General features: G+C 47.3%; 16 protein-coding genes. 8 read left to right on the top strand and 8 right to left on the bottom strand.

The features are described from left to right. Positions 1–81: 81 nt before the first annotated feature. The 5 genes from QUA90_RS18245 to QUA90_RS18265 form a co-directional block, all read right to left on the bottom strand. Positions 82–2286, bottom strand: a complete 2205-nt coding sequence (locus tag QUA90_RS18245; protein WP_333386744.1) for a S8 family serine peptidase — start codon at positions 2284–2286, stop codon at positions 82–84. A gap of 682 nt (positions 2287–2968) precedes the next feature. Further along, on the bottom strand, positions 2969–4696 hold the full coding sequence (locus QUA90_RS18250; protein WP_333386747.1) for a chemotaxis protein CheB: 1728 nt from the start codon (positions 4694–4696) through the stop codon (positions 2969–2971). 320 nt (positions 4697–5016) lie between these two features. Then, entirely contained in the window at positions 5017–6237 is a 1221-nt protein-coding gene (locus QUA90_RS18255) for an ABC transporter permease (protein ID WP_333446938.1), read from the bottom strand. 176 nt (positions 6238–6413) lie between these two features. Then, complete coding sequence (locus QUA90_RS18260; RefSeq protein ID WP_333446940.1) at positions 6414–7631, bottom strand: ABC transporter permease; 1218 nt, start codon at positions 7629–7631, stop codon at positions 6414–6416. Between the two features lie 142 nt (positions 7632–7773). Further along, positions 7774–9642 carry an efflux RND transporter periplasmic adaptor subunit gene (locus QUA90_RS18265; protein WP_333446942.1) on the bottom strand — a complete coding sequence of 623 codons (1869 nt, stop codon included), beginning with the start codon at positions 9640–9642 and terminating at the stop codon, positions 7774–7776. Positions 9643–10158: 516 nt separating this feature from the next. Here QUA90_RS18265 and QUA90_RS18270 point away from each other — a divergent pair. After that, a complete protein-coding gene (locus QUA90_RS18270) occupies positions 10159–10569 on the top strand; it encodes a hypothetical protein (RefSeq protein ID WP_333386761.1) in 411 nt (136 codons plus the stop codon). Positions 10570–10580: 11 nt separating this feature from the next. On the opposite strand, the gene QUA90_RS18275 is transcribed toward QUA90_RS18270, so the two are convergent. Then, positions 10581–11591, bottom strand: coding sequence for an ABC transporter permease (locus QUA90_RS18275; RefSeq protein ID WP_333446944.1), 1011 nt, complete (start codon positions 11589–11591; stop codon positions 10581–10583). A gap of 308 nt (positions 11592–11899) precedes the next feature. Between QUA90_RS18275 and QUA90_RS18280 the strand changes: the two genes are divergently transcribed. After that, positions 11900–13894 carry an SBBP repeat-containing protein gene (locus QUA90_RS18280; RefSeq protein WP_333446946.1) on the top strand — a complete coding sequence of 665 codons (1995 nt, stop codon included), beginning with the start codon at positions 11900–11902 and terminating at the stop codon, positions 13892–13894. A gap of 52 nt (positions 13895–13946) precedes the next feature. On the opposite strand, the gene QUA90_RS18285 is transcribed toward QUA90_RS18280, so the two are convergent. After that, on the bottom strand, positions 13947–15605 hold the full coding sequence (locus QUA90_RS18285; RefSeq protein ID WP_333446948.1) for an ABC transporter substrate-binding protein: 1659 nt from the start codon (positions 15603–15605) through the stop codon (positions 13947–13949). Positions 15606–16094: 489 nt separating this feature from the next. After that, positions 16095–16709 carry a hypothetical protein gene (locus QUA90_RS18290; RefSeq protein ID WP_333326076.1) on the bottom strand — a complete coding sequence of 205 codons (615 nt, stop codon included), beginning with the start codon at positions 16707–16709 and terminating at the stop codon, positions 16095–16097. A 787-nt stretch (positions 16710–17496) separates the two neighbouring features. Here QUA90_RS18290 and QUA90_RS18295 point away from each other — a divergent pair. From QUA90_RS18295 to QUA90_RS18320, 6 genes are all read left to right on the top strand, one after another. Continuing rightward, positions 17497–19068, top strand: a complete 1572-nt coding sequence (locus QUA90_RS18295; RefSeq protein WP_333386775.1) for a serine/threonine-protein kinase — start codon at positions 17497–17499, stop codon at positions 19066–19068. A gap of 519 nt (positions 19069–19587) precedes the next feature. Continuing rightward, on the top strand, positions 19588–19920 hold the full coding sequence (locus tag QUA90_RS18300; RefSeq protein WP_333326080.1) for a DUF6825 family protein: 333 nt from the start codon (positions 19588–19590) through the stop codon (positions 19918–19920). A gap of 111 nt (positions 19921–20031) precedes the next feature. Continuing rightward, positions 20032–21798 carry an AarF/ABC1/UbiB kinase family protein gene (locus tag QUA90_RS18305; protein WP_333446950.1) on the top strand — a complete coding sequence of 589 codons (1767 nt, stop codon included), beginning with the start codon at positions 20032–20034 and terminating at the stop codon, positions 21796–21798. Positions 21799–22212: 414 nt separating this feature from the next. Beyond that, on the top strand, positions 22213–22944 hold the full coding sequence (locus QUA90_RS18310) for a PP2C family serine/threonine-protein phosphatase (protein WP_333085120.1): 732 nt from the start codon (positions 22213–22215) through the stop codon (positions 22942–22944). Between the two features lie 82 nt (positions 22945–23026). After that, positions 23027–24229 (top strand): anhydro-N-acetylmuramic acid kinase, encoded by a 1203-nt coding sequence (locus tag QUA90_RS18315; RefSeq protein WP_333446952.1) that lies wholly within the window; start codon positions 23027–23029, stop codon positions 24227–24229. A gap of 80 nt (positions 24230–24309) precedes the next feature. Next, positions 24310–24759, top strand: a complete 450-nt coding sequence (locus QUA90_RS18320; RefSeq protein WP_333042233.1) for a hypothetical protein — start codon at positions 24310–24312, stop codon at positions 24757–24759. Positions 24760–24978: the final 219 nt, after the last annotated feature.

The following is a 24978-nucleotide window of genomic DNA, read 5'->3' on the forward strand; positions in this document are numbered from 1 at the left end:
AAGTCCTGTGTACATCCTCAAAACCCCAGTTTCTTGGAGAAACCGGGGTTCGAGAAATTTCCCAATAGTTGTTAATTATGTCTAATTAACTTCCGGGGTAATTCCTTCAGGTTTTGCTGTTGTAGTCAGAAATTCCAAAATTTGGTCAGGAGTTAACTTTGGATTCGCCTGAAGCATTAGAGCAACTACACCCGCAACATAGGGAGCAGCCATAGAGGTTCCGCTAAATTGAGGGTCATAACCTTCTACGTTTTCCGGTGTAATTGGAGCTGTAGATAAGCCGTCATGGCCTGGAGCAACCACAAAATTTATTGGTATCGAACCCGCAGGATTGGAAAAAACTGTCACCTGTTTGCCTGGAGTTGTTACTGCTCCGACAGCTATTCCCAAATTATCGAAAGCATAAAATGCTGGAAAACTTGGTTCGCTAGGGTTGAGTTTGTCCCTGTCATTCCCCGCTGACATCACTACAAAAACTCCGCGTTGTCTGGCATATTCTAAAGCTTGCCGTACTTTATACCAGTTGGCGGTTGGTCCACCCAAACTCATGTTGATCACATTTGCGCCATTGTTTACCGCATAAAAAATGCCATCAGCGACTTTTGCAGGATTTATATCTGTAGAAAGTCCCACTCTAATCGGCATAATCTGAGCATCATAAGCAACCCCATTCATCTCCACGAGGTTACTGGGAGAATTGATGTCAATTCCATTTCTGTGGGCCCCAATGATTCCTGCTACGGCAGTTCCGTGATACCCACGCTGATCGTTTGAATCTGGGGAGACAGTAGCATCGCCATTCACAAAATCCCACCCATTTACATCATCAGGAACTCCGTTGAGATCGTCATCAATACCATTCCCCGGAATTTCTTTAGGATTCCGCCAGATATTGCTCTGTAAATCGGGATGACTCAAGTCAACACCACTATCCAGTACCGCAACCACAACTCCTTTACCCGTGTATCCTGCTTTCCAGGCTGGGGCAACATCGATCTGGTTTAATTCCCCTATGTTATTGAATTTAGCTGCACTGGTGAGCGGGTTCGCAGCATCCAACGGTTTACCAGTAGCAGCCGCAACGGCCGCTGCTGCATCCACCAGTCCATCGCCAAACAAGCTGTTGAACTTATCTGCTGTTGCCGGTGCAGCTAAGATGCTGAGGTTGTAGGGTGTGCTGCCTACAAAAGGGTTGACTCCGAGATAATAAGTACCTGCTGATAAACCCCTAAAGAAAATTTCTTCTCGATTGTTGCCTTGCTGTTGAGGAACGCCAAGAATTTCACCAAAATCAACCTTGTTGTTATTGTTGACATCCTGAAACAGCACTAAATCCGCATCTGTACCTGGAAATATTCCCCGCAAGTTGACTTGAAGGTTGCTGGGCTGTGGGAGATCGAATTTGTAGAGTTTCGCAGGTTGGTTTTCATTAACAAAGCCGTCCCCGGAACCCTTGACTTCGCTGCTGAATGTGCGCAGAGAAGTCGCTTGGTTAAGCAAGAACTGAATTGGCTTGAAAGTTATATCCAGGTTGTAGTTGGTGTTCGCTCCCTGTACACCCTGTTGAACGTAGACAAAGTATCTACCCGGTACTAAAAAGCGATTTTCAATTACTTCTGGCAGAATTCCAAGATTTAGGGAGGGGGAGGCAGAGAATGCCTCTCCCATTGGGCTACCATCGCCATTAGTATCCCTCACCAAGAATAAATCAGCGTCCGCACTCAAACCGCTGAGTCTCAATGTGATACTACTGGCTGTGTCAGTGGTGAAAGTGTAAATATCTTCGGTGTCGTTTTCACCTATGAAGCCATTCCGGCTAATTGAATTTTTCAGGGTACCGAGGTCTGTTAATCCTACTGCTGCTGCTTTTCGTTCGGTTTGGGGTACAAAAGAGTCATTGCTACTACCACCAATTAGCGTGTCTCCACCCAAGTTGCTAACCGAACTGTCTTGGTCATCAGAACCTGTAAGTATGTCGCTGCCTTGACTACCGTGCAGCGAGTCTGTTCCTTGACCTCCAACGAGGGTATTGTTCCCAAAGTTGCCAGAGATGAAGTCATCAAAGTTCCCGCCCAATAGGGAATCGTTACCGCTACCTCCTAACAGGAAATTCTGACCGCCACCGCCATCGATCGATTCTGGAGATACCGAACCAATCACAGTATCATTACCTTCTAAAGCCCGCAGTCCTCTGGTGAAGGGATTTAAAAGTCCTGGGGTTAGCCTGAAGAAATCAGAATTGGGAGTTAGATCGAAAAAATTACCGTCACTGCTGGAACCACTCATAATCAGATGCTCCTGGTCAGCTCAATAGGTATATTTTACTATGGAAAAAGTTTCAACCCTGAAATCGCAAAGTTTTTTAATGATACTCAAAGAAAATTCATAGGACTCAGGCAACAATCCTATGGATAGGTTTAACCCCACATTCCGCAGGTTTTAACACTAATTGGGGATTTTTTGGTAAGAAATGGCTGTAATTATTTGTCTACAATTATTGCGCTGATATGTAGAAATATTAGTTTTTATTAAGGAGTGTTTTTTTGTCCTCAATAGTCATTAACTATCGAGAATATGTTGGCAATTAAATTCCTAGGATGACGTTTGATCGTCAACATATTTTTGACTATGTTAAGAACTGCGGAATGTGGGTTTAACCACAGGGAATTGCCATACAAAACGCTATATAACGCAAATTCGACGCGGACGAGTGTAACGGTCAACATAGACTGTTTCTGAAGGTGAGTTTGACGGCGGAAATCCGAATTAATTAAAAGTGTAAATAGGAGCCTCTATGTCATACATACATAGCTTTTGAGCCGGGTATGTATAAGAATTAGGCTTGCTACTAAATTCACCATCAAATTAGCAACGTTGCGAGGGTAGTAAGGAGTTTTTTTCTGAAAAACCAAAAACCATAGTGAGGACTGAAGTCCTCACTATAAAACTATCTGAGACTGCTAGTTTCCTACACTAAGAAATTCTGGACAACATAGTTCCCCACATTTCTACCCGCACTCAAGCCATTTACGTTAGCACTCATGAAATGGATGCCTCCGTAAATGCGACTCATGCCCGATTCGTCGGCCGCTTCGCTGAAGTTCTCGTAGGTTCGCAAACTGTTGACAGATGGATCTCCCCGATCGGCAAAGCCGTAATCCGAACCAAATACAGAACTCATAACAGGATCTGCAGCACCGCTAAAGGTACTGTGACCCGATGTGTACTCAGGGAACGGCGGAGTAGTTATCAGCGGAGTCCATAGGGGGTCGGCTGTCGTGTTGGGATTGTTGTCTGTGTCTGCTTGGCGAATAGCTGTCACCGGCCGCCACAAGTTGTACTCATACTTGGTATCCCAGCAACTAATAGCTGCATCGGCGAGAGCAATATTCAGCAGGGCAAACAAGCGGGCGCTATCTTCCAGGGATGTGGCGGTGAGAGTTGCTGTTTCTTCGGCGATTTGATTCCAGTGGCCCGGAGGCGTAAACGTCCCAGCGCCGTTGGCCCAGAATTTGGCGATCTGTGTTTGGTCTGGGGTGCGCGTGAGGCTGTCACTTTTGCCGATTTCTTTGACGTAGTTAACTTCCTCTGCGTACTTGGCGCTGTCAAGGGCGGGCGGGCCGGCCGGGCGGAACTGAGAACCGCTAGTCATGGCAAAGGGAGTAACTTCTGCCCACTGTGGTGCCAGCGCGGCCGCAAGGGCAGGGGGAGTCGGCATCCAACTACCGGGTTCGGTTTTGGGGGTGTACTGCACTACTTTCGTGATGCCGTCTGTACTCCGCAAACTGATAATTTGGTCGGCAACTTGCTGTCCCAGGGCAATCCCGTCTTCTTTAGCTTTGCCATCGGTAATTTTAGCTAAAGACGATGCGTATACTTCGTTGAATGTCGCTGCTTGCGCTGGGTAGAGGCTGACTAGGGTGCGGTGGGCTGCGGCTGCTGTCGCGGCTTCTGCTGATGTGCCTGCTGGTGCATCTATGTTGACCCGGTAAGGGCTGTATTTTTTGCTGATCGAGTTAACAGCATCGTGAATGGCTGCGTGAACCATTGCCATGTTGCGGGAGGCGAGGGGAGGCGCGGTACTGGCTGTCCGCACTGCATTCAGCATGACTCCGTTCCACTCAATGACAGGGTTTCCCGATAGCTGATTTGTGAATTGGTCGCGGTTGATTGTGTTGCTGTTGACTCCCGCCAATACTACTAAATACTCGCCCGTGAGTTTGTCTTGAATTATAGTGCTGTTGCTGTTGGCGCCGGTGCCTTGCTCGATGTTTAAATCTTCAAAGCTGAGGCCGTCTAGCAATCGAATTTTGTCATTGCCGTTGCCGAAGTCGGCGATGTAGTCGGCTGTAGCTACAGTTGGGCCACCGCTGCCTTTAGCAATGGCAAATATATCATCGCCTGTGCCGCCGCTGATGGTATCGCTACCTACGCCTGCGTAGATGAGATCGTTGCCGGAATCGCCACTAATTAGGTCGCTGCCTTTGCCTCCCCAGAGGATGTCATTGTCTGCACCACCAACAATCGTATCGTTGCCTTGGTCGCCGCAGATTTTGTCTTTGCCTGCATCGCCTTCGAGATAGTCGTCTCCGCTGTTGGCATAAATTATGTCGTTGCCATCCAAGGCGTTAAATCTGTCTGGTTGGATGGTTCCTTCGAGATAGTCAAATTTAGAACTGGGGTTCAGGGATGCCATGTTTATTTATTGGATATTTTGATTAAAGCGCAAAGGTTCCTACCGTCTGTAGATGCTTAGGTGTGTTTACCCCTGATTTAATATTATTAAACTTTCTGGTTGATAAGTAAACGCCACAACCAAGGTTTATTTAATATTTAACGGGCTTTTTATGAAGTTTTGCGCTTTGAATTTGCGTAAAAATACAGACATTGAAACTGCATTAGATACTGCAACGTTGTTAATTTTTTATAAAAAAACGGTTTTTTTTATCTTTAGATAAAGATAATTTTTACCAGCATAAAAGGTGCGGATTGTGTAACTGAATAAGTATATGTTGATTAAGCACTTCTCAAAGCTGCGATCGGGTCGAGTTTGGCTGCTTGGCGGGCGGGAACAACGCCGAAGAAGAGGCCGACTGCACCGGATACACTGACCGCAAGGGCGATCGCCACGGGTGATATTCCAGCTTGCAAGGGCGTGAAATTACTTACAAGCAAGATACCGCCGACACCTACGCAAGTACCGACTATCCCTCCGGCAGCAGATAAAATCACAGCTTCGACAATAAATTGAAATAAGATATCTTGGTGGGAGGCGCCGATCGCCTTTCTGAGCCCAATTTCCTGAGTGCGTTCGCTGACGGACACCAGCATAATGTTCATAATCCCAATGCCACCGACTAATAGGGAAATGCTGGCAACAGCAGTTAACATCAGAGTCAAAGCGCCGGAAATGGCCCCCATTCTTGCCATTAAATCTTTCTGATTTCTGACAGTAAAGTCATCTTCGGTAGTAATTTTGTGCCGCAATCTCAGCAAGTTTTCCACCTGAAATTGCGCCGCGTCCATTTGCAATTCATCTTTAATCGAAATAAATATCGACGTGACAGCCAAACCGTAGGGAGATTTGCGCCCGACTATGCGATTGGCCATTGTGGTGATCGGCACAGTGGCGGAATTGTCAAAATTCGTACCAAAAGATGTGCCTTTGGGCGCCAATACTCCAATTACTTTGACGCTGACATTTTGGATACGCACCTGTTCGCCCAAGGGATTTGTATTACCAAAAAGTTTCTCTGCTAATTCTGAACCGAGAACCACAACTTGGTTACTTTGCTTAACATCTAGTTCGGTCAAAAACCGCCCTTTTGCCATTTCAAAGCTTCTGACTTCTAGAAATTCGGGAATCGTGCCAAAAATTAGAGACGAAACATTTTTGTTGCTGTAGCGAACAATTTCGGAACTGTTAAGTTCTGCTGACACGCCTTGAACGGATGGGACTTGAGTTGCGATCGCCTTTGCGTCTTCTAATATCAGTGTTTGAGGGGCACTTGAGATGGTACTTCGCCTAGCGTTGGGAACTCCAGGCCTCACGATTAATACATTTGTACCGAGGGATTGAACTTGTCCTGCTACAAATTTTTGAGCTCCTTCTCCAATTCCAATCATGGCAATTACTGAGGCGTTGCCGACAATCATCCCGATCATTGTTAAACTGCTGCGAGTTTTGTTGGCTAGTAGCGTTTGACCGGCCATTTTGACGCTTTCAATAAAATTCATAATTAGTTAAAAAGGAAGAAGGAAGAAGGAAGAAGGAAGAAAGCCCTATGTCATGGTTTGCTGTGCGTCACAATCCCAGGGCATTGGGATGGCGGCGCACAGCGAAAATGACACAGTTAATAATTAATTACTACAGTCAACAGTCAATAGTCAACAGCCAACCGTCAACAAACTAATTAAGCACTTCTCAATGCCACAATCGGGTCTAATTTAGCAGCTTGTTTTGCAGGTACGATGCCAAAAAATAAGCCGATGCTGCCGGAAACACCGACTGCAAGTGCGATCGCCATTGGGGAAACACTAGCTTGCAGGGGAGTAAAAGCAGCTACTAAAAGCACGCCGCCGATACCGAATCCAGTGCCGATCGCCCCGCCTGCTGCTGACAAAATCACAGACTCTATCATAAACTGAATCAGGATATCTTGCTGAGAAGCTCCGATCGCCTTTCTCAGTCCAATTTCCTTAGTGCGTTCGGTAACAGAAACCAGCATAATATTCATAATCCCAATGCCGCCGACAAACAGCGAAATTGCCGCCACGAAAGCCAACATCAACGTCAAACCACCAGTAATGTTGCCCAAAGTTTTCATTAACTCTTTCTGATTTCGAACAGTAAAATCATCCTCTTTAGTAATTTTATGACGCAATCTGAGCAAATTTTCTATTTGAAATTGGGCAGCTTGCATCATAGTTTCATCTTTAATAGCCACCGAAATAAATGTTACTTTTGTACCGTAGGGAGACGAGCGACCTACGATCCGATTTGCCATTGTTGTCAGCGGCAAATAAACGTTCATATCTTGATTGTCGCCAAAAGTTGAACCTTTCGCCTGCATGACTCCAATCACTTGAAAGCTAGAATTTTTGATGCGAATGTATTGACCAACTGGCTGTGTATTGCCAAACAATTGTTCTGCTGCTTCCGATCCTAAAGCAACCACATTTTCTTGTCTTTCTAAATCTAATTTGCTTAAAAATCGACCTTGACCGACATCAAAGCTTCTAACTGTCAGAAATTCTGGGGTAGTTCCGACAATGGAAGATGAGACATTTTTATTGCGGTAAGTAACGATTTGACTATCATTAAGAGTTGGTGCGACTTCTTGGACAGAAGGTACTTGAGATGCGATCGCCTCTGCATCTTCCACTACTAAAGTCTGAGGTGGAATCACCGGGCGGCTTTGCGCTTCAGGACTTCCGGGAATAATAAATAGCAAGTTTGAACCCAGAGAGTTAACCTGTCCTTCGATAAATGTTTGAGCTCCTTCCCCAATACCGATCATCGAAATGACAGAAGCATTGCCTATGATAATTCCTAACATCGTCAAGGTGCTGCGAAGCTTGTTTGCCATCAAAGTTGTGACTGCCATTTTGACGCTTTCAACAATATCCATAATTTTTAGAAGGAAGAAGGAAGAAGGAAGAAGGAAGAGGGAAGAGGGAAAAAGGAGCAATCATGAAATAACAAATAACAAACAACCAATTTGCAATTCACAATTGGTAATGCCTTCTGCCCTATGCCCTATGCCCTATGCCCTATTTCTGATTCTTGATAATATCCTCTAATTTTTTACCTTGAGGAAGTTCGGTAAAAACGCGATCGCCCGCTTTTGCACCCTCCAAAATCTGAATCTTGTTGCCAATAGTCGAGCCAACCGTAACAGGCTTAAACTTCGGCTGTTGTTTCTCATCCGGAACTAGCACACCCGTTTGACCTTTATTAGTCACAATTGCCACCGTCGGCACAACTAAAGCATTGCTCAACTTTTGACCAACAAATCGCAAATCTACATTCATCCCCGATTGCAGCGACTCTTTGCCTGTATCAATGGCAACTCGCACTTGAAATAGCGTCACATCCCGTTCCTTAACAGCTTCCGGCGCAATTAACTTAACGCGACCTTTAAACACTTTATCTGGATAAGCATCAGCCACTATTTCAACTTCTTGCCCCGGTTTAATTTGGCTAATATCAGCCTCCGGGACTTTCGCCAAAACTTCCACATCTCTAGCTAAAGCGACAATCGATGTCGAAGTTGCCGAAGTAGCTTCCGAGGCCGAAGTGGCCGGAGTTACAAAAGCTCCTTGGATGGCGTATCTTTGGGTAATAATTCCCGCAAAAGGAGCGCGAACTTTCGTATCTTCTAACTGCACTTCTTGAAAGCGAACTTGAGCTTGAGCTTCCTCTAATTCAGCTTTAGCTTGAGCTATTTCTTCGGGGCGAGAACCGTTTTCTTGTGCGTCCAATTGACTTTTGGCTTCAGCAACTGCTGCTTCGGCTTTGGCGATTTCTTCGGGACGGTTGCCGTTCTCTACTTGCGCTAATTTGCTTTTAGCTTCGGCAACTTCTGCTTCTGCTTTGGCAATTTCTTCCGATCGCGTGCCGTTTTGCAATTGGTTCAATGCTTGCTGCTCGACTTGCACAGCAGCTTGCAGTTGCTGAATTTGCGACAGCCGATTTTCTTGTAGTTGTTGCAGGCGTCTTTGAGATTCTATTAATTTAGCTTGGGCTGTACGATTTTCTTTAATTAATTCATCGAGTTTATCTTTAGCCAAAGCACCTTCTTCCACTAGCGGTCGATTGCGTTCTACCCGTTGAGCTGTTAATTCGGCTTGGGCTTTACTCGAGTCAATTTGCGTTTGTGCTTGGGCAATTTCTTGTTTGACACTGCCGGTTTGAGCGTCTGCTAAACGAGCTTGAGCTTGGGCTAAACGAGCTCGCGCTTGGCTGACTTCTTCAACGCGGCTGCCGGCTCGCAGTCGCTGCAACCCTGCTTGAGTTTGCTGCAAGCGGGCTCTGGCTCCTGCAACTTCTTCAACGCGGCTGCCGGCTTGGGCTTGCGCCAGACTGGCTTCGGCTTGATCTAAGCGCGCTCGGGCGCTGGCGATGTCTTCCGATCGATTCCCTGCTTCAATTTTGGCGAGTTTTGCTCGCACGCTGGCTTCGCGGGCTTTAGCTTGAGCTAGTTGAGCTTCTACATCGCGACTTTCCATGCGGGCAACGATTTGTCCTGCTTCGACTTTATCGCCCTGTTCGACAAATAATTCTGCGATCCGGCCGGAGCCTTTGGGGCTGAGATTCACGCGCTGTACGGGCTGCACCGTCCCGCTGGACGTGATCCGCACCGTGAGGTTTTGCGCTTCCACCGGCACTGTCATAGTGGCGATCGCATCTACTTTCGGCTGCGATCGACTTTTTGCTATATATATAGTGGTCGGTACAGCTAGCAACCCGGCTGCAACCAACCCAATCGCCCACCGCTGCGGTTTGCGCGCGGGTTTCTTCGGAGACTGCTTTTGGGCGGTTTTTTTATCTGCAATTTTGGTCTCTGCGGTCTTGGTGTCTACAGTCTGAGTATCTTCCACCTTGACCTGAGCAGTTTCCTTTTTAGGGCTAACGATCATACCGACTCACCTAATTTAATCTCAGGATTACCTTAAAGGTAAAATTTTTGCTGATGCTTGGCATCGTCTTTCAGACTCATCCGATCGGGTGATTTATAAAAAGTTCCCCAACCAGCACCTGTAAACAATTATAGCTAATCTTTGCAAATTATTAAATAATGTTAAGTTTTTTCAGCCAAAAGAGGGGGATCTCAACAAAATCGCTCCTGGCTGCTGGCAAATCAAAATATATTTTAGCAGATAATATTATTTTTGGGAGCTAGGCGCGCGCTTCTCACCAGCAACAAAGGCGGATTTGACAGCAGGCGTCTACTACAGTAGGTCATTGCAGACTCGTGTTAGCGATCGCAGCGGGATCTGCCAGTGCGAATCTCGCAACGACACAGTATGGACACACTTATTCTCATAAAAGCGGTTTCACGGGTAGCGCTGCGTAAATCCTGAATACATATCCGCCCTGTGCCCACAACAGGTTAAAATATTTTTCAAATTCGTTAAAAATGGAAAATCAAAATAATGAATCGTCCTCAAAGCGTTACAGTTCTGGCAATCTTGCAGCTAATTAGCGGCGTATTCAGTCTTCTTGACGGCTTGTTCATCTTACTTTTTGCCGGCATTTTTGGCGGCATCGGTGCGGCTGTCGGCGGGGCAAAAGTTGGCACTGTAATCGGCGGCTTCATTGCCATTTTTGCGGGAATCAGTTTTATTTTAGGTCTCCTCTCCTTACTCTTAACTTGGGGTTTGTTTCAACTCAAAAATTGGGCTTGGACTGGAACATTAATTGTCCATATCATCGCCACCCTCGCGCAAATTGCCAAAATGTTGGGCAGCGGCGGTACAGCAGTCAATTTTTTAACTCTGGGTTTTGCAGTAGCTAGCATTTACTACCTGCTGCGGCCGGATGTTAAACAAGCATTTCGTGTCTGATTTCCTTTTCATTAACGGTACTGAATTCTGGGATCAAAAAAAGCATAGGAAATATCAACAGCCAGATTAATCAGTACAAAAGTTACAGCCACAAAAATTACTCCTCCTTGGACTATTGGGTAATCCCGTGTCAGAATACCGCTATAAATCCAAGAACCAATTCCCGGCCAGGAAAAAATCGTTTCAGTCAGAATAGCGCCGCCTAAAAGAGTGCCGAACTGCAAACCGATAGTTGTGACGATCGGCAAAAACGCATTTTTCAAAGCGTGTTTCAAAATCACCCAATATTCCGGTAATCCTTTCGCCCTCGCAGTGCGGATGTAATCTTGAGAAAGCACTTCCAGCATTGCAGAACGAGTGATGCGAGCTATAATCGCCAGAGGAATAGTTCCTAAAGTCAAAGCTGGCAGGATTAAATGGGCGATCGCATCCCGCAAAGCCGCTAAATTCCACCTCAGCAAAGAATCCAAAATATAAACACCCGTAATCGACTTAAAACCAAACCCCAAATCTACACTCATCCGCCCGCTAGGAGGCAGCCATTTCAGATAAACAGCAAACAAATAAATCAATATCAATCCCAACCAATACACTGGCAAAGATACGCCAATTAACGAACCACTCATGGCGATATTATCCAGCCAGCTATTTTTCCGAACAGCAGCCAAAATCCCCGCCGGAATTCCGATAACCAGTGCCACCAACATCGCCACCACAGACAGTTCAAAAGTAGCAGACCAGCGACTTGTAATTTCATCAATTATCGGAATACCGCTAATAATGCTATTTCCCAAATCGAAGCGAAGTAAACTCCATAAAAAAGCCAAATATTGCAAAGGTAAAGGCTGATTTAAACCTAATCTCGCTTTCAAAATTTCCACCTGTTCGGGAGTTCCCCGTTCTCCCAAAAGCACTGTAGCTGGGTCTCCCGGTATCAAGTGCAAAAATATAAATACTAGCAGAGTGATTCCGAAAAGGACTGGCAATAGTCCCAGCAAACGTTTAACAATATACTTAGTCATAATTAAATTGGAGATTTGAGAACAAGAATATGAATAAAAAAGTAAATTTATGTAAAGGATGAGGAACCAAAGAGAACATATTTTGATCTACAGTGACATACTTACGTACATACTTACGTAGACATAGGCTGTTGTAAGAATTATTTTCTTTTGGGGTAAATCTGGCAGGCGATCGCACCAGACACAAACGAGCGATCCCACATTTAACTGCAATCTACGCATTTTGTGACATAAATTAATTTGTGAGGTGTATGATGCCTTCCTCAACAATATCAGCACGCGCGATCGCAGCTGCCGTTGCGGGTACAATGCCTGAAACCACACTGACTATTGGAAAACTAGCGCCTAACTTTGAATGGCTCAAGCAATTCGGCACACCCAAGGACGATCGCTTCAGCAGCACAGCACTTGAGAGTGCAGGCAATCTCTATCTGACAGGATATACCTATGACTTTTTGAGCGGCACAAATCCAAGTACAAATGCCTGGGTAACTAAATATGACAGCAGTGGCAGTCAGTCGTGGCTTAAGCAGTTAGGGGATAACTTGGCGACGGAAGTGAGAGTGGATAGTGCTGGCAATGTCTACCTGACAGGAAACACTGCTGCCGCTTCACCGCAGGGGATTTTTAATGATTCCGACGCTTGGGTAGCTAAGTATGACAACACCGGCAGACAGTTGTGGCTCAAGCAGTTCGCCGGAACCCCTGATTTTGGTGACTCTCCCTCAGACCTCGCTGTGGATAGTGTCGGCAATGTCTACATTTCAGGAACAAGTGGCTATACAACTTCAGGTGCAGGTGGAGGCCCCAAAAGCGCTTGGGTAGCTAAGTATGACGACAGCGGCAACCAGTTGTGGTTGAAGGATGTCAATGCTGACACCCACGACATCTCCGATGGCATAAAAGTGGACAGCAGTGGCAATGTCTATCTGACAGGCACAAACTATAACTTTTCAAAAGGCTATCCACCGGATGTTCACACCTGGGCAGCCAAGTATGACAGCAATGGCAATCAGTTGTGGTTGAAGGAATTCCCGACTGCTGACTCTGACTACCGAGAAATCACAGCCCCCTCAGATTTAGGGGTGGATAGCGCTGGAAATCTCTACCTGACTGGAGAAACCAACGGCTCTTTGGGAAGTCCCAATGCAGGCAGTGAAGATATTTGGGCAACTAAGTACGACAGCAATGGCAATCAGTTGTGGCTCAAGCAATTCGGGACTGCTAAATCTGACTCCCCCTCAGACTTAGCAGTCGATAGCGCTGGTAATGTCTACCTCACGGGCTCAACCGAGGGCGCTTTGGGAGGCACCAATGCAGGCGGTCAAGATATTTGGGCAACTAAGTACGACAGCAATGGCAACCAGTTGTGGCTGAAGCAATTCGGGACTGCTGAATCTGACTCCTCCTCAGAATTAGCACTCGATAGCGTTGGCCATCTCTATCTCACGGGACAAACTAATGGCGCTTTGGGAGGTCCCAACGCAGGCGGTCAAGATATTTGGATTGCTAAACTCGGCACAATCGCAGAGGTAGTCACACCAACGCTGACACCAACACCAGTAACAGCACCAATACTAATATCGACGCCTACTCCCACAACAACGCCGACGCCTACTTTCACACCAACTCCTACGGCCACACCAACGCCCTCAATCACTCCAACGCCCAATCCGACATCAACACCAACGCCATCTGTCACACCGACACTAACGCAGTCCAATTCTGATCCAATTATCGGTACTGATGGCGACGATATGCTTGCAGGCGATCGCAGCAACGATACCATCAGTGGCAAACAGGGAAATGATACTCTCAGTGATCTTGATGGCAATGATGGAATGTATGGTCATCAAGGAAATGATTTTCTCGAAGGTGGTAATGGGGATGATAGCCTTTACGGTGGCAAGGGCAATGATACTTTGCTTGGCAATAACGGTGAGGATGTTTTATTTGGCGATCGCGCTTCTGACAGTCTCATTGGCGGTGAAGGCAATGATACTCTCTGCGGCGGTAAAGGAAATGATACCCTATTTGGCAGCTTGGGAAATGATTGTTTAATTGGAGGTTTGGGGAGCGATCGATTCCTCTTAGGACTTGATGCTGGAACGGATACCATTTTAGATTTTGAAGACGAGAAAGATTTACTCACACTTGCTAGCGGTATCACCTTCTCTCAATTAGCAATTACTCAAAGTAACAGTGCAACTTTAATCCGGTTTGTGCCAACAGGAGAAATCTTGGCATCTCTGAACACGATATCGGCGAGTCAAATTAATGCTTCTGACTTCACTTTCCTCTAAAACATGACTTACGCATAAACTCAATCTGTAGGGTACATCTCGCTCTAACTTCTCAATTTTTGCTAACTTCCTCAAAAGACTCAGACCCCAAAGGGCTCGGAATCCAACCTCGAATATTCTTGCGTTTCCCTAAAAGCGGCTGCGAATGTACGATCGGCAAACGCACAGATTCCCCATGCAAAATATCACTAACTTCCGCATAAATTTTCGCCCTAGCTGCTTTATCCCCACTCGCCCTCCCCCGATCCAAAAGTTCCAGAACTTTCGGATTTTTCCAATTTCCCAAATCCGCCGTGGAACCCGGCCCGAAGTGAGGATAATAAAAATTGTCCGGATCGCCATAATCTCCTGTCCAACCCAACATAAAAGCTTGAAAGCCGGGAGGTTTGAGCCGATCGGCTAAATAAGCAGACCAATCCTTTGTCAGCAATTTGACCCGAATCCCGATCGCGCTCAAATCCGCCGCCAAAGCCTCAGCGATCGGCTTCGGCGTGGGAAAATAGGGACGGCTGACGGGCATATACCACAAATCCAAATCAAAACCGTTCGGATAACCGGCTTTCGCGAGCATTGCTTTAGCTTGCTGCGGGTTAAATTCATAATCTTTAACTTTATCCGACGCCGCCCAATTCAGCGCAGGGGGGATAAATTGGGAATCATGTTTTCCGAGTTCTCCCCAGAAAGCTTGGACTATTGCTGGCTTGTTAATTGTTTGGGCGATCGCCCGCCTGACTTCGGGTTTTGACAAAGGTTCGTAACTCGGATTTAAGGCTAAATAACCGACATTAAAAGAAGGTCGCACAACAGCTTCTAAATTAGCATCTCCGTGAACTTCTTTCAATTGATCCGGCGTTAAATCCACTGTAAGATCAAGTTGTCCAGCTCGCAACTGAGCCAATCTCGCCGCTGGATCGTCAACAAAGCGAAATACCAATTGATTGACTTTTGGCGCGCCAGTTTTCCAATAATTCGGATTTTTCTCCAAAACAATGCGATCGCCCGATCGCCATTCCTGAAACACAAAAGGCCCCGTACCCACCGCCAGCGACCCCGGAGTGCCGTACTTAGCACCCGCTTTTTTCACCGCCGCCGGACTAGCCATCCCGAAATAAGCGGAACCTATCGCCGACGGAAAAGCCGCAAAAGGTCGATTCAAAACAAATTTAATTGTAGACTTATCAACAACCGCCACATCTTTTACTAAAGAATCTTTTTCTCCCTTAAAGCCGCCAAAAAAATCTTTCCAAATCGGATAATTCTTGCCCGCTTCTCGAAAACCGTTAGGATTTTTGGCATCCCACCAGCGCTCCACATTAAACTTAACAGCTTCCGCGTCAAAATCCGTACCGTCGTGAAACTTTACGCCGGAACGCAACTTAAAGGTCCAAGTTTTACCATCTTTAGAACTTGACCATTCCGTAGCCAGACTCGGTTCAAGTTCCACAGTTCCCGGTTTGAAATCAGTCAAGCGATTGTAAATTTGGTCGATAACAATCACCGAATTGCCATCAGTAATATTTCCCGGTTCCAGATTTACCGGCGGCCCGCCCGCACCGTAAACTAAAGCCCCAGCCGGAACCGCAGCAGGAGTTGGCCCAGTTGGAGAATTATTGCTAACCGTGTTTGAAGGAGTGCCGCAATTTGATAAAATTACAGCACTCCCAAAAAATAAACCTAATAAAACTAAACGCCAGGATTTTAACAATCTCATTTCAATAGCTCCGGTTTAATAGTAAATTGTACTCATATCAATAAATTCTAATTTGCTCTTTCTCTCCCCTCTGTGGTCTCTGCGTTCTCTGCGGTTCATTTAGTAAATTCTATATTAACAACCCATCTAAATTAACAAACCAAATAGAGCACCCTGATGATATCATGCTGGATGGCAAAATCTCAACCCACACATTTACATTAGGTGACGCAACCAGCATGAAAGCCAACGTTTACGCCCCAGCTAGAGGGGTCATTCGATTTTAGATTTTAGATTGTAGATTTTAGATTTCCTCCATGAATCTGGGGGGAGCCTAAACATTCCTTTTGACACCCAAAATATTTTTGAATATCTGCCTATAACAACCCGATTCAGGATTCGCCAACATCAATATTTTTATCTTTCTCTGCGCCAAGAGCGCCCTCTGCGGTTCGTTGAAAAAAATTTACACTTCAAGCAATACGATGGCTATATGCGATCGCACCCACCCTACAAATCCAAACTTTCTTCACCAATACTTCCCAGTTCCCCGCTACCCAGCAACTCTTCCTCCTCTACCTCCTCACTCCCAGAGTCGAAACTTTCTACTACAAACGGCAAACCAGCCGCCATCAAACCCCGTTGAATCAGTTCCGGCGTTTCCTCAAACAAAACAAATAGCGGATGAACAGCCTCAGCTTCATCGCTGTAAATATGTCTGTAGCGGTACGGCATAACCCATTCGTAACCTTTATCCAGCCAAACCTGAGACTGTCGCCAGCGGCCAAGCAACTCAGAAAACTCTTCGCCCGGACGATGAATGAAAATCAAAATTTCCACTCCAATTTTAACTTTCCATTCAGGATCGCACATCAAAATCGCCAAATCGCAGGGCAAACAAACTGCCTGTCCGGGCGATATGCTAGTGCCGCCGCTTCCCGCATAAGAAACCCCGTCCCGCAAGCGCGCAATTGGCAAAGGAATTGTGATTAAACTCTCATGGGCGCGGCGGATACTCGGAATCATTTCCATGTAAACCCGATATTTTTTCAGCAGGGCGATCGCGGCCGAAGATTCGCTGTACTCTGCTAGTAAAGTCTCGTAATGTGATTGTTTAACAGACATTTTCAAACCAAAGAATAAGTAATTACTAATTGCTGCTAATTGCTAATCGATCGCTTCTCGTTACTAGGAAGACCCCATTGGTGACAACTTAAGCTCAAGTTCCCCCCTTCGGGGAACTGGATATTGCCTCCAGACCTTAGTGTGTAACGCGAACAGCGATTGAAGCATTGATGGCCATGGGCTACCAATGTCTGGAGAATGCTTACAGCATTTTTATTTACAAGGTTGGAGCCATTTGCCGTCTCAAGATTAAGCCCGATACAATGCCTCTTTGTTATTTTATGCCGCTCGCCTGAACTTCATGTGAGCCAAAAAGGTAATCTGGTATGTAAGGTGTGACTCTGGGAGTTCGCCTCAACTGAAGTGATCGCAGCGAGATTGCAAGAATTGCCGTCAATTCCCCAAGCTCAAGATCGCCATGCAGCAATCTTATAAATCATAAGATTGCTCATAAGTCAACCTAAAACCTAAATTTTTACAAAAATCGGCTAATTTTAAAGACTTGTTAAAGCAATGAGGGGTTGTACCCCCCAGGATTTAGAGTCAGATATTATAGATGCACCCTGATGGCTTTCCCGTTCCACAAGAACGGGATTTTTATTATTGGAAGGCCGGAGCGTTAAGTTTCACAATAGCTACTACAGATAAAATGACGTGGGGATGCCAAGATTAAAGATATAGCAGAGCTAAAGCTCAAACTAGGACGCCGATCTATCAAACCTCACCCCTAACTCTGCGAAATAACCCAAAGGCGGTAGCATAGTTTGGGAAACGGCATCAACTGAAGATGAACTTAGCGCCAGCAACAGTCCTGCAACAGGGCAAATACACAATTAACGCGACTTTAGGGATAGGAGGATTCGGCATCACTTACCGAGCTATCCACACCCATTTAAACCAAACCGTCGTACTCAAAACCCTCAACGAAAGTCTGCGCCAACACCCAGAATCTGCCCAATTTCAGCAGCAGTTTATTGCCGAAGCCCAACGCCTGTCGCGGTGTCAGCATTCCAACATAGTCAGGGTAATCGACTTTTTTGAAGAAGCCGGACAGTCTTTTATTGCAATGGACTACATTCCGGGCCAAACTCTCGCCCAAATAGTCGAAACCGATCAGCCGCTGCCAGAAGCCCAGGCCCTGCACTATATTCGGCAAATAGCCTCAGCCGTAAGTACAGTTCATCACAGCGGATTGCTGCACGGAGATATCAAGCCAGAAAATATTATCCGGCGAGCTGATTCTCACGTAGTAATGTTAATAGACTTCGGAATTCCCCGTGGCTTTACCGTCGGCACCAAACAAACCCACACTAACTTGCTCTCCCCCGGATACGCGCCGATCGAACAATACGTCTATGACGGTAAATGTACACCGGCCACTGACATCTACGCGATCGCAGCCACCCTCTACTACTTACTCTCCGGCGTGGCCCCCGTAGCTGCACCCCTGCGCGATCGCATTCCCTTGGCCGAGTTGCGGCAATTTCAGCCCAACCTCAGCCCGGGAATCGAGCGAGCCATTCTTCAAGGACTCGAAATCGACCCCCACAACCGCCCTCAGACAGTGGAAAATTGGCTCACCATGCTGCAAGAAACAGAGCGAGTATCAGTAAAAAGAAAAGGCAAGCAAAGTCTCAGATTGCCCGCACCTCCCCCGCCACAGTTGACTTTTGTGGCGTTTGTGGTAACGGCTGCAATTGCAGGCTGGATGGGTTTTGACCTAGCATCGCAGTACAACAGCACCAGTCTCAGCAATCGTCCCAAAAGTGAATCCTTCCCATCTCTCGAAGATTTGCTCAAATCCCGCGATTTGTCAGAGCCGATGTTCGGACAGCCGTCTGTCGAAAGCACCCCTCTCTACCCGATCGAACTCAACAAGCGTCCCAAACCCCCCTTAGACAGCAGCAACATTCCCGAACAGATCGACGAACCCTCAGAAACTAGCGCCGAACCTTCTGAGTCCCCAAGCCAGGAAACTCGCGCCCCAGAGCCCGAAGCGGAACCTGAGCCATCGCCGACGCCCGAGCCCGCAGAGGAGCCTTCTGAGTCTCCCATTCCAGAGCCTCAAACCGAAATCGAGCCATATCCCCAACCAGAAGCCGCACCAGTACCTGAAGTTGCGCCCCTGCCGCCAGATCCGCCCGCCACACCCGCCCCGCCTGCCCCTGAGAGTGCTAGCGCTGAAACCTTGCCGCCGTCGGAATCCCCGTCGCCAGTAATAGCCTCGCCGATCGAGCGATCGCCTGAGCCTGCGATACCGAGCCGCAGTGGCAACAATTCAGATAGTTCGATCGCACCTGATTCACCACCCCCTGTGGCAGATCCCACGATGCCTTTTCCCGAACCTGCGACAAATTAGTATGGTTTTTGTTGGTTCAAAGTGGGGACAAATACTTGGTTTTATGAGTCAGCAAATATCCGCTCAGTAGTTGAGATAATAAGGCCATACCTAACCAACGACTATCTTCCAAAAACTTCCGTCTAATCTGAAAATCCCAACAGTCGCCGTCTGAGTTTATCGAATATTTCCTATTCCCTCTGCAATCCAAATGCCCGCAAAAAAATGCAGGACTATGTTCTATTTTGATTTAAATTATGTTAGAATATGTGCGCGACGCTGAGGTGGTGTGATGTCGCGTATTAATACTGCCAAGCTGCAAACATTTTGGTACAAAGCAACCCAAACCTCGAATTTGAGCCAGTGTAAACGAGGCTTTTGGGCTAAGCCGGGGCGCGTTAGACTGTTCTAACTCTCAACAATCCCATCCCCGACAATGGGGTGTGAGTGTCAATTCCCCCAAACTTCCTTCCTTTGGGAGCAAGCATCATTGGGGACAAGCAAGTTATAATTTGTTGCGGAAGCGCACAGAGATTTTTTATGAGTAAACCCCCAGTTCATGCTTTTTTTGTAGGCAGAGCACTTGCCGAAGCATTGTACGAGCAATTAGAAAGCGCAGCAACCAACGCTTTCTCTGAACTCGGCAAATTTGACGCAGAACAAAGAGAACGCCTGCGGCAGTTCACAGATCGAGTTGTGGAGCGCGCCAATCGAGCTTCGGATGAGGCGATGCAGACCAGAACTGGCACTGTAAGCACCACCACCATTCAAGACATCCATCCTGCAGATTTGCAAGCGACTATTGACGAGCTGCGCGCCGAAGTGGCTCTGGTGCGATCGGAATTGCAGCGTTACCGCAGCAGTTTGCCATAGCGATCGATTCGACCGCAACTATTATTTACTACGTGAGCGCATGGCTTTGCGCTCCTGCGCTCCTACTTTCAATCAAAGCAACAACATAAAATAAGCAAGTTGGGAACCCAAGTGTCTGCTCTCATTGATGACTCTGTTAATCGCCAGCGCTCCCCCAAGCACACTGGCGAAGCCGATGAGCCAAAAACTGCTAGTAAATCCTACAAAAGTAAAGCTTATCGCTGGAATCGCGAAAAATACTCCCGGAAGCGGCGCTTCTTCGACATTTGGGCCTTTGTTTTGCTCTGGCTGGCTTCGCTGTGGCTCGACAGCAAAAATTGGAGCTACTGGGGAGGCGTGACTGAAGAAAAGAAAGTTGCCAGACGGCGCTTTCAAGCTATCTGGGTTCGAGAAACACTCTTGGATTTGGGGCCAACTTTCATTAAAGTTGGGCAGTTATTTTCTACCCGCGCCGATTTGTTCCCGGCAGAGTTTGTCGAGGAACTTTCTAAGCTGCAAGATAAAGTGCCTGCTTTTAGCTACGAGCAGTTAGAAGTAATTGTCGAGCAAGATTTGGGCAAGACAGTTCAAGAACTCTACCGCAGCTTTGACCCGGTGCCTTTGGCCGCTGCCAGTCTGGGTCAGGTACACAAAGCTCAACTGCATTCGGGCCCGGAAGTGGTCGTCAAGGTGCAGCGACCGGGACTGCGGAAACTGTTCGAGATCGATTTGCAAATTCTTAAGGGAATTGCCCGCTACTTTCAAAACCATCCTAAGTGGGGCCGCGGCCGCGATTGGATGGGGATTTATGAGGAATGCTGTCGCATTCTGTGGCTGGAAATTGACTATCTCCATGAAGGTCGCAATGCTGATACTTTTCGGCGCAATTTTAGCAACTGTGACTGGGTGCGGGTGCCGAGGGTTTATTGGCGGTATGCGGCTCCGCGAGTGCTGACTTTGGAATACCTGCCGGGGATTAAAATCAGCCACTACGAAGCTTTGGAAGCAGCCGGTATCGATCGTAAATTAATCGCTCAGTTGGGCGCAAAAGCTTATTTGCGCCAGTTGCTCAACGACGGCTTTTTCCACGCTGACCCACACCCCGGCAACATCGCTGTTAGTGCTGACGGTTGTCTGATTTTCTACGATTTTGGCATGATGGGGCAAATCCAGTCGAACGTCCGCGAAGGACTGATGGAGACGCTCTACGGCATTGCTTCCAAGGATGGACAGCGGATTATGGATTCTCTGATCAATTTGGGAGCTTTGGTGCCTACGGGTGATATGAGTCCGGTGCGCCGCAGCATCCAGTATATGCTGGACAACTTCATGGACAAGCCTTTTGAAAATCAGTCTGTGAGCGCGATTACCGACGACCTTTACGATATTGCCTACAACCAACCTTTTCGCTTCCCAGCTACTTTTACTTTTGTAATGCGAGCTTTTTCCACAATCGAAGGGGTGGGCCGAGGTTTAGATCCCGAGTTCAACTTTATGGAGGTGGCACAACCTTTTGCCATGCAGCTTATGACTAATGGAAATGGCCATGATACAGGTAGCAGCATTTTTAACGAAATCGGCCGTCAGGCGGCTCAGGTGAGTTCGAGTGCTTTGGGTTTGCCCCGCCGGATTGAGGAGACTATTGATAAACTCGAACAGGGAGATTTGCGGATTCGCGTCCGTTCTGCAGAAACAGAGCGCTTGCTGCGCCGGATGAGCAGCGCTCAAATGGGCACGAATTATGCTTTGCTGATGAGTGCTTTTACTTTGTCGGCGACAATTTTGTTTGTTAGCAATCAAGTCTGGCCGGCTGTCGCTGTTGCCGTGCTGGCGGCGGGTGCAGGGTTTGCTATGCTGCGTTTGTTCAAGCGGATCGATCGTTTAGACAGGATGTCATAATTGTGCAATTTGCGATTTGAAATTTCAGGTTTGAGATTTCTCGCCAGCCCAAATTTGACATCGAATGTTAAGTTTTGGCTGGCTGACCACAAATTGCTGAAATTTACAGCATTTACGCCCTTTGAGGCTAAAAACCCAGTTGCTGCCTAGATTTGTGGCCAGCGAAACCTCTAATTTTGGGTAGAAATCGAGTTTTTTTTGCAGGTGCTGCTAAATTTACTGGATTTACCGAAATTTTAAGATGGGATGACCATCATACGATCTACAATATGAGGTCAAGGAAGTGCAATTTTTCCAAAACTCGCGATCGCGGGCTGCAGAATTTCAAGCCCGTTCGGGATTTAAGTTTTGGAATAAAAAATCGCACCCCATTAAATTAAGCTTTCAAGTTCGATGAGTCCAATCACCCAATCTATGAAACGCTCTTTCGCAGGTAAGACAGACACAGGGCTAGTTCGTTCCGTAAATCAGGATTCGTACTACATAGACTCTGACGGGCGATTTTTCATAGTGGCCGATGGAATGGGAGGACACGCCGGAGGTCAAGAAGCCAGCCGGATTGCGACTCAGGCGATTCAATCTTATTTGCTCGAACATTGGGAAGGGCCAGAGGATTCTCCGCTGTTGTTGGAAAAGGCTTTTTTAATTGCCAATCAAGCAATTTTGACGGATCAGCTCGACCACCCGGAGCGTGCTGATATGGGAACTACGGCTGTAGTTCTAATGTTTAGGGATGAGGGCAGACCCTGGTGCGCTAATATCGGTGACTCTCGCTTGTATCGGCTACACGGCTCTCGCTTGGAGCAGATTACTGAAGACCAGACTTGGGTGGCTCAGGCTGTGAAAAGAAAGGCTCTAACTCCTGATCAGGCTCGCACTCATCCTTGGCGTCACGTTTTGTCCCAGTGTTTGGGCCGCGATGATTTGCGGGAGATAGATATTTTGCCGGTGGATGTGCAGCCAGGGGATCGCTTGCTGCTATGCAGCGATGGCTTGACTGAAGAACTTTCCGATCCTTTGATAGCTTCGCCTCTGAAGTCGATTCGCGCCTGCGAGGGCGCTGCAAATGCTTTGATTCAAGCAGCTAAGGAGAAAGGGGGACGCGATAATATTACTGTGGTGATTGTGACGATCGACCTCAAATAATATTCGCTCGCCCGCTCGCACCCGACTATCTAAAATCGAAAAACGAAAAATCTAAAATCTAAAATCTAAAATCTAAAATTGAATGACCCGTGTTATCGGTTTGATCAGCGGCACGTCGGTGGATGGCATTGATGCTGCTTTGGTGGATGTGGTTGGTTCCCACACAGACTTGAAAGTGCAATTGGTGGGCGGCAAGACTTTCCCTTATCCGGCTAATTTGCGATCGCAAATTCTCTCGGTTTGCAGTGGCTCAGCTTTGTCAATGGCTGAACTAGCCCAATTAGATGATGCGATTGCCCAAGAATTTGCCACGGCGGCATTGACAATTCAAGCAGAATATGATAAAGCCGAATTAATCGGCTCTCACGGTCAAACCGTCTACCACCGACCTACTGGGAAAGCCCTGAAAGACAGCGCCGGTGCGTTAATGGGCTACAGCTTGCAACTCGGGCGGGGCGCGCTAATTGCGGAATTGACAGGAATTACTACCGTGAGTAACTTTCGATCGGCAGACATTGCTGCAGGAGGTCAAGGAGCACCCTTAGTGTCAATAATTGATGCCTGCCTGCTGGCGGAACCCAACATCAGCCTCTGCATCCAAAATCTGGGGGGGATTGGGAATGTTACCTATCTTCCGGCCAGGGGAAAAGGGGCAAACAATGACGAGTCTGAGATTTTCAGTCTTGGGGATGGCATATCGGGCTGGGATACAGGCCCGGCGAATTCCCTGTTAGATTTGGCAGTACAGCACTTCTCAGGCGGAACTAAGACGATCGACGAAGGTGGAGCTTGGGCGGCATCGGGCACTCCCTGTCAAGCTTTAGTCGAGGAGTGGCTCGCATCAGACTTCTTCCGCCAAGCACCGCCGAAATCAACGGGGCGAGAGCTATTTGGTGTAGACTATTTTGACAGGTGTTTGGTCGAGTCCCAAGGTTACAACCTCAGTCCTGCTGACGTGCTGGCTACTCTGACAGAACTGACTGTTGCCTCGATCGTTCACAGTTACCAAACTTTTTTACCGGCTATGCCCGATCGAGTTTTACTATGCGGGGGCGGCAGCCACAATCTCTACTTAAAACGCCGATTGCAATCTCAATTGCATCCAGTACAAGTGTTGACTACTTCTGAGGCAGGCTTGAATGTAGATTTTAAAGAGGCGATCGCTTTCGCGGTTTTAGCCGCATGGCGGGTTCGGGGCATTCCCGGCAATCTGCCTCAAGTTACTGGTGCCCGGACATCGGTACTTTTAGGAGAAATTAACTCTTGTTGGCACAGTTGGGCGTGATAGCATAGAGTCTGAGGGACAACGGCTGTGCGTTGTTGCACCAGCATTGTAGCCAGCAGGAAAAGCATAGGAACAGCACTGTGGCTCACACGTTTTTAATGGAATCTGGCCAATGGACGCTCGAAGGAAGCTGGATTGAGCGCAATGGCGTGCCAATTACGGTTAAGGGCAAAACTTTAGTGAGCTGGAACCGAACAGATTGGTTCAGTATGGTGACAAAGCTCGTATTTCCTGGAGGCGATCGCGAAGAGATTATTTTGCAGTACCGAGGACACCTCAACAGCGATGAACGGCAGTATACTTTTGTACTCCAACACAGCGAACTCGCCCGCGTCGAGGGCGAAGGTTGGATTGCTCCCCAGTCGATCGTCCAGCGTTATTGGGTATTGGGAGACGAACGCCAGCGGCGGACGGGTTTTGATACCCTTCACCGGGTTGATGACAACCGCTACTACCAATCTAGCGGCATCATGTCTGGTCATTACTTGACGAGTACAATGGAGGCGACTCTGGAACGTCAGCCGGAATAACTCTTTCTAGAGTCCACAGTTGCCAGTTCTAGGGATTGATGTGAAAACTGAAGGTTTTGCTAGTCGGAGGTCGCGCTCAGATGTCCGACTAGGGCCATTGTTGTCAAACCTCATCCGCTGCAAATAAACACAAATATATTTAGTAACCGTTCAGGGGGTGCGCCTGCGGCGCACCACCCCAAGAGGAGTTGTAAAGAATTTGGGGAGAAAGGCGGGCGT

The organism is Microcoleus sp. D3_18_C4 (genome assembly GCF_036702355.1).
Classification (GTDB): domain Bacteria; phylum Cyanobacteriota; class Cyanobacteriia; order Cyanobacteriales; family Microcoleaceae; genus Microcoleus.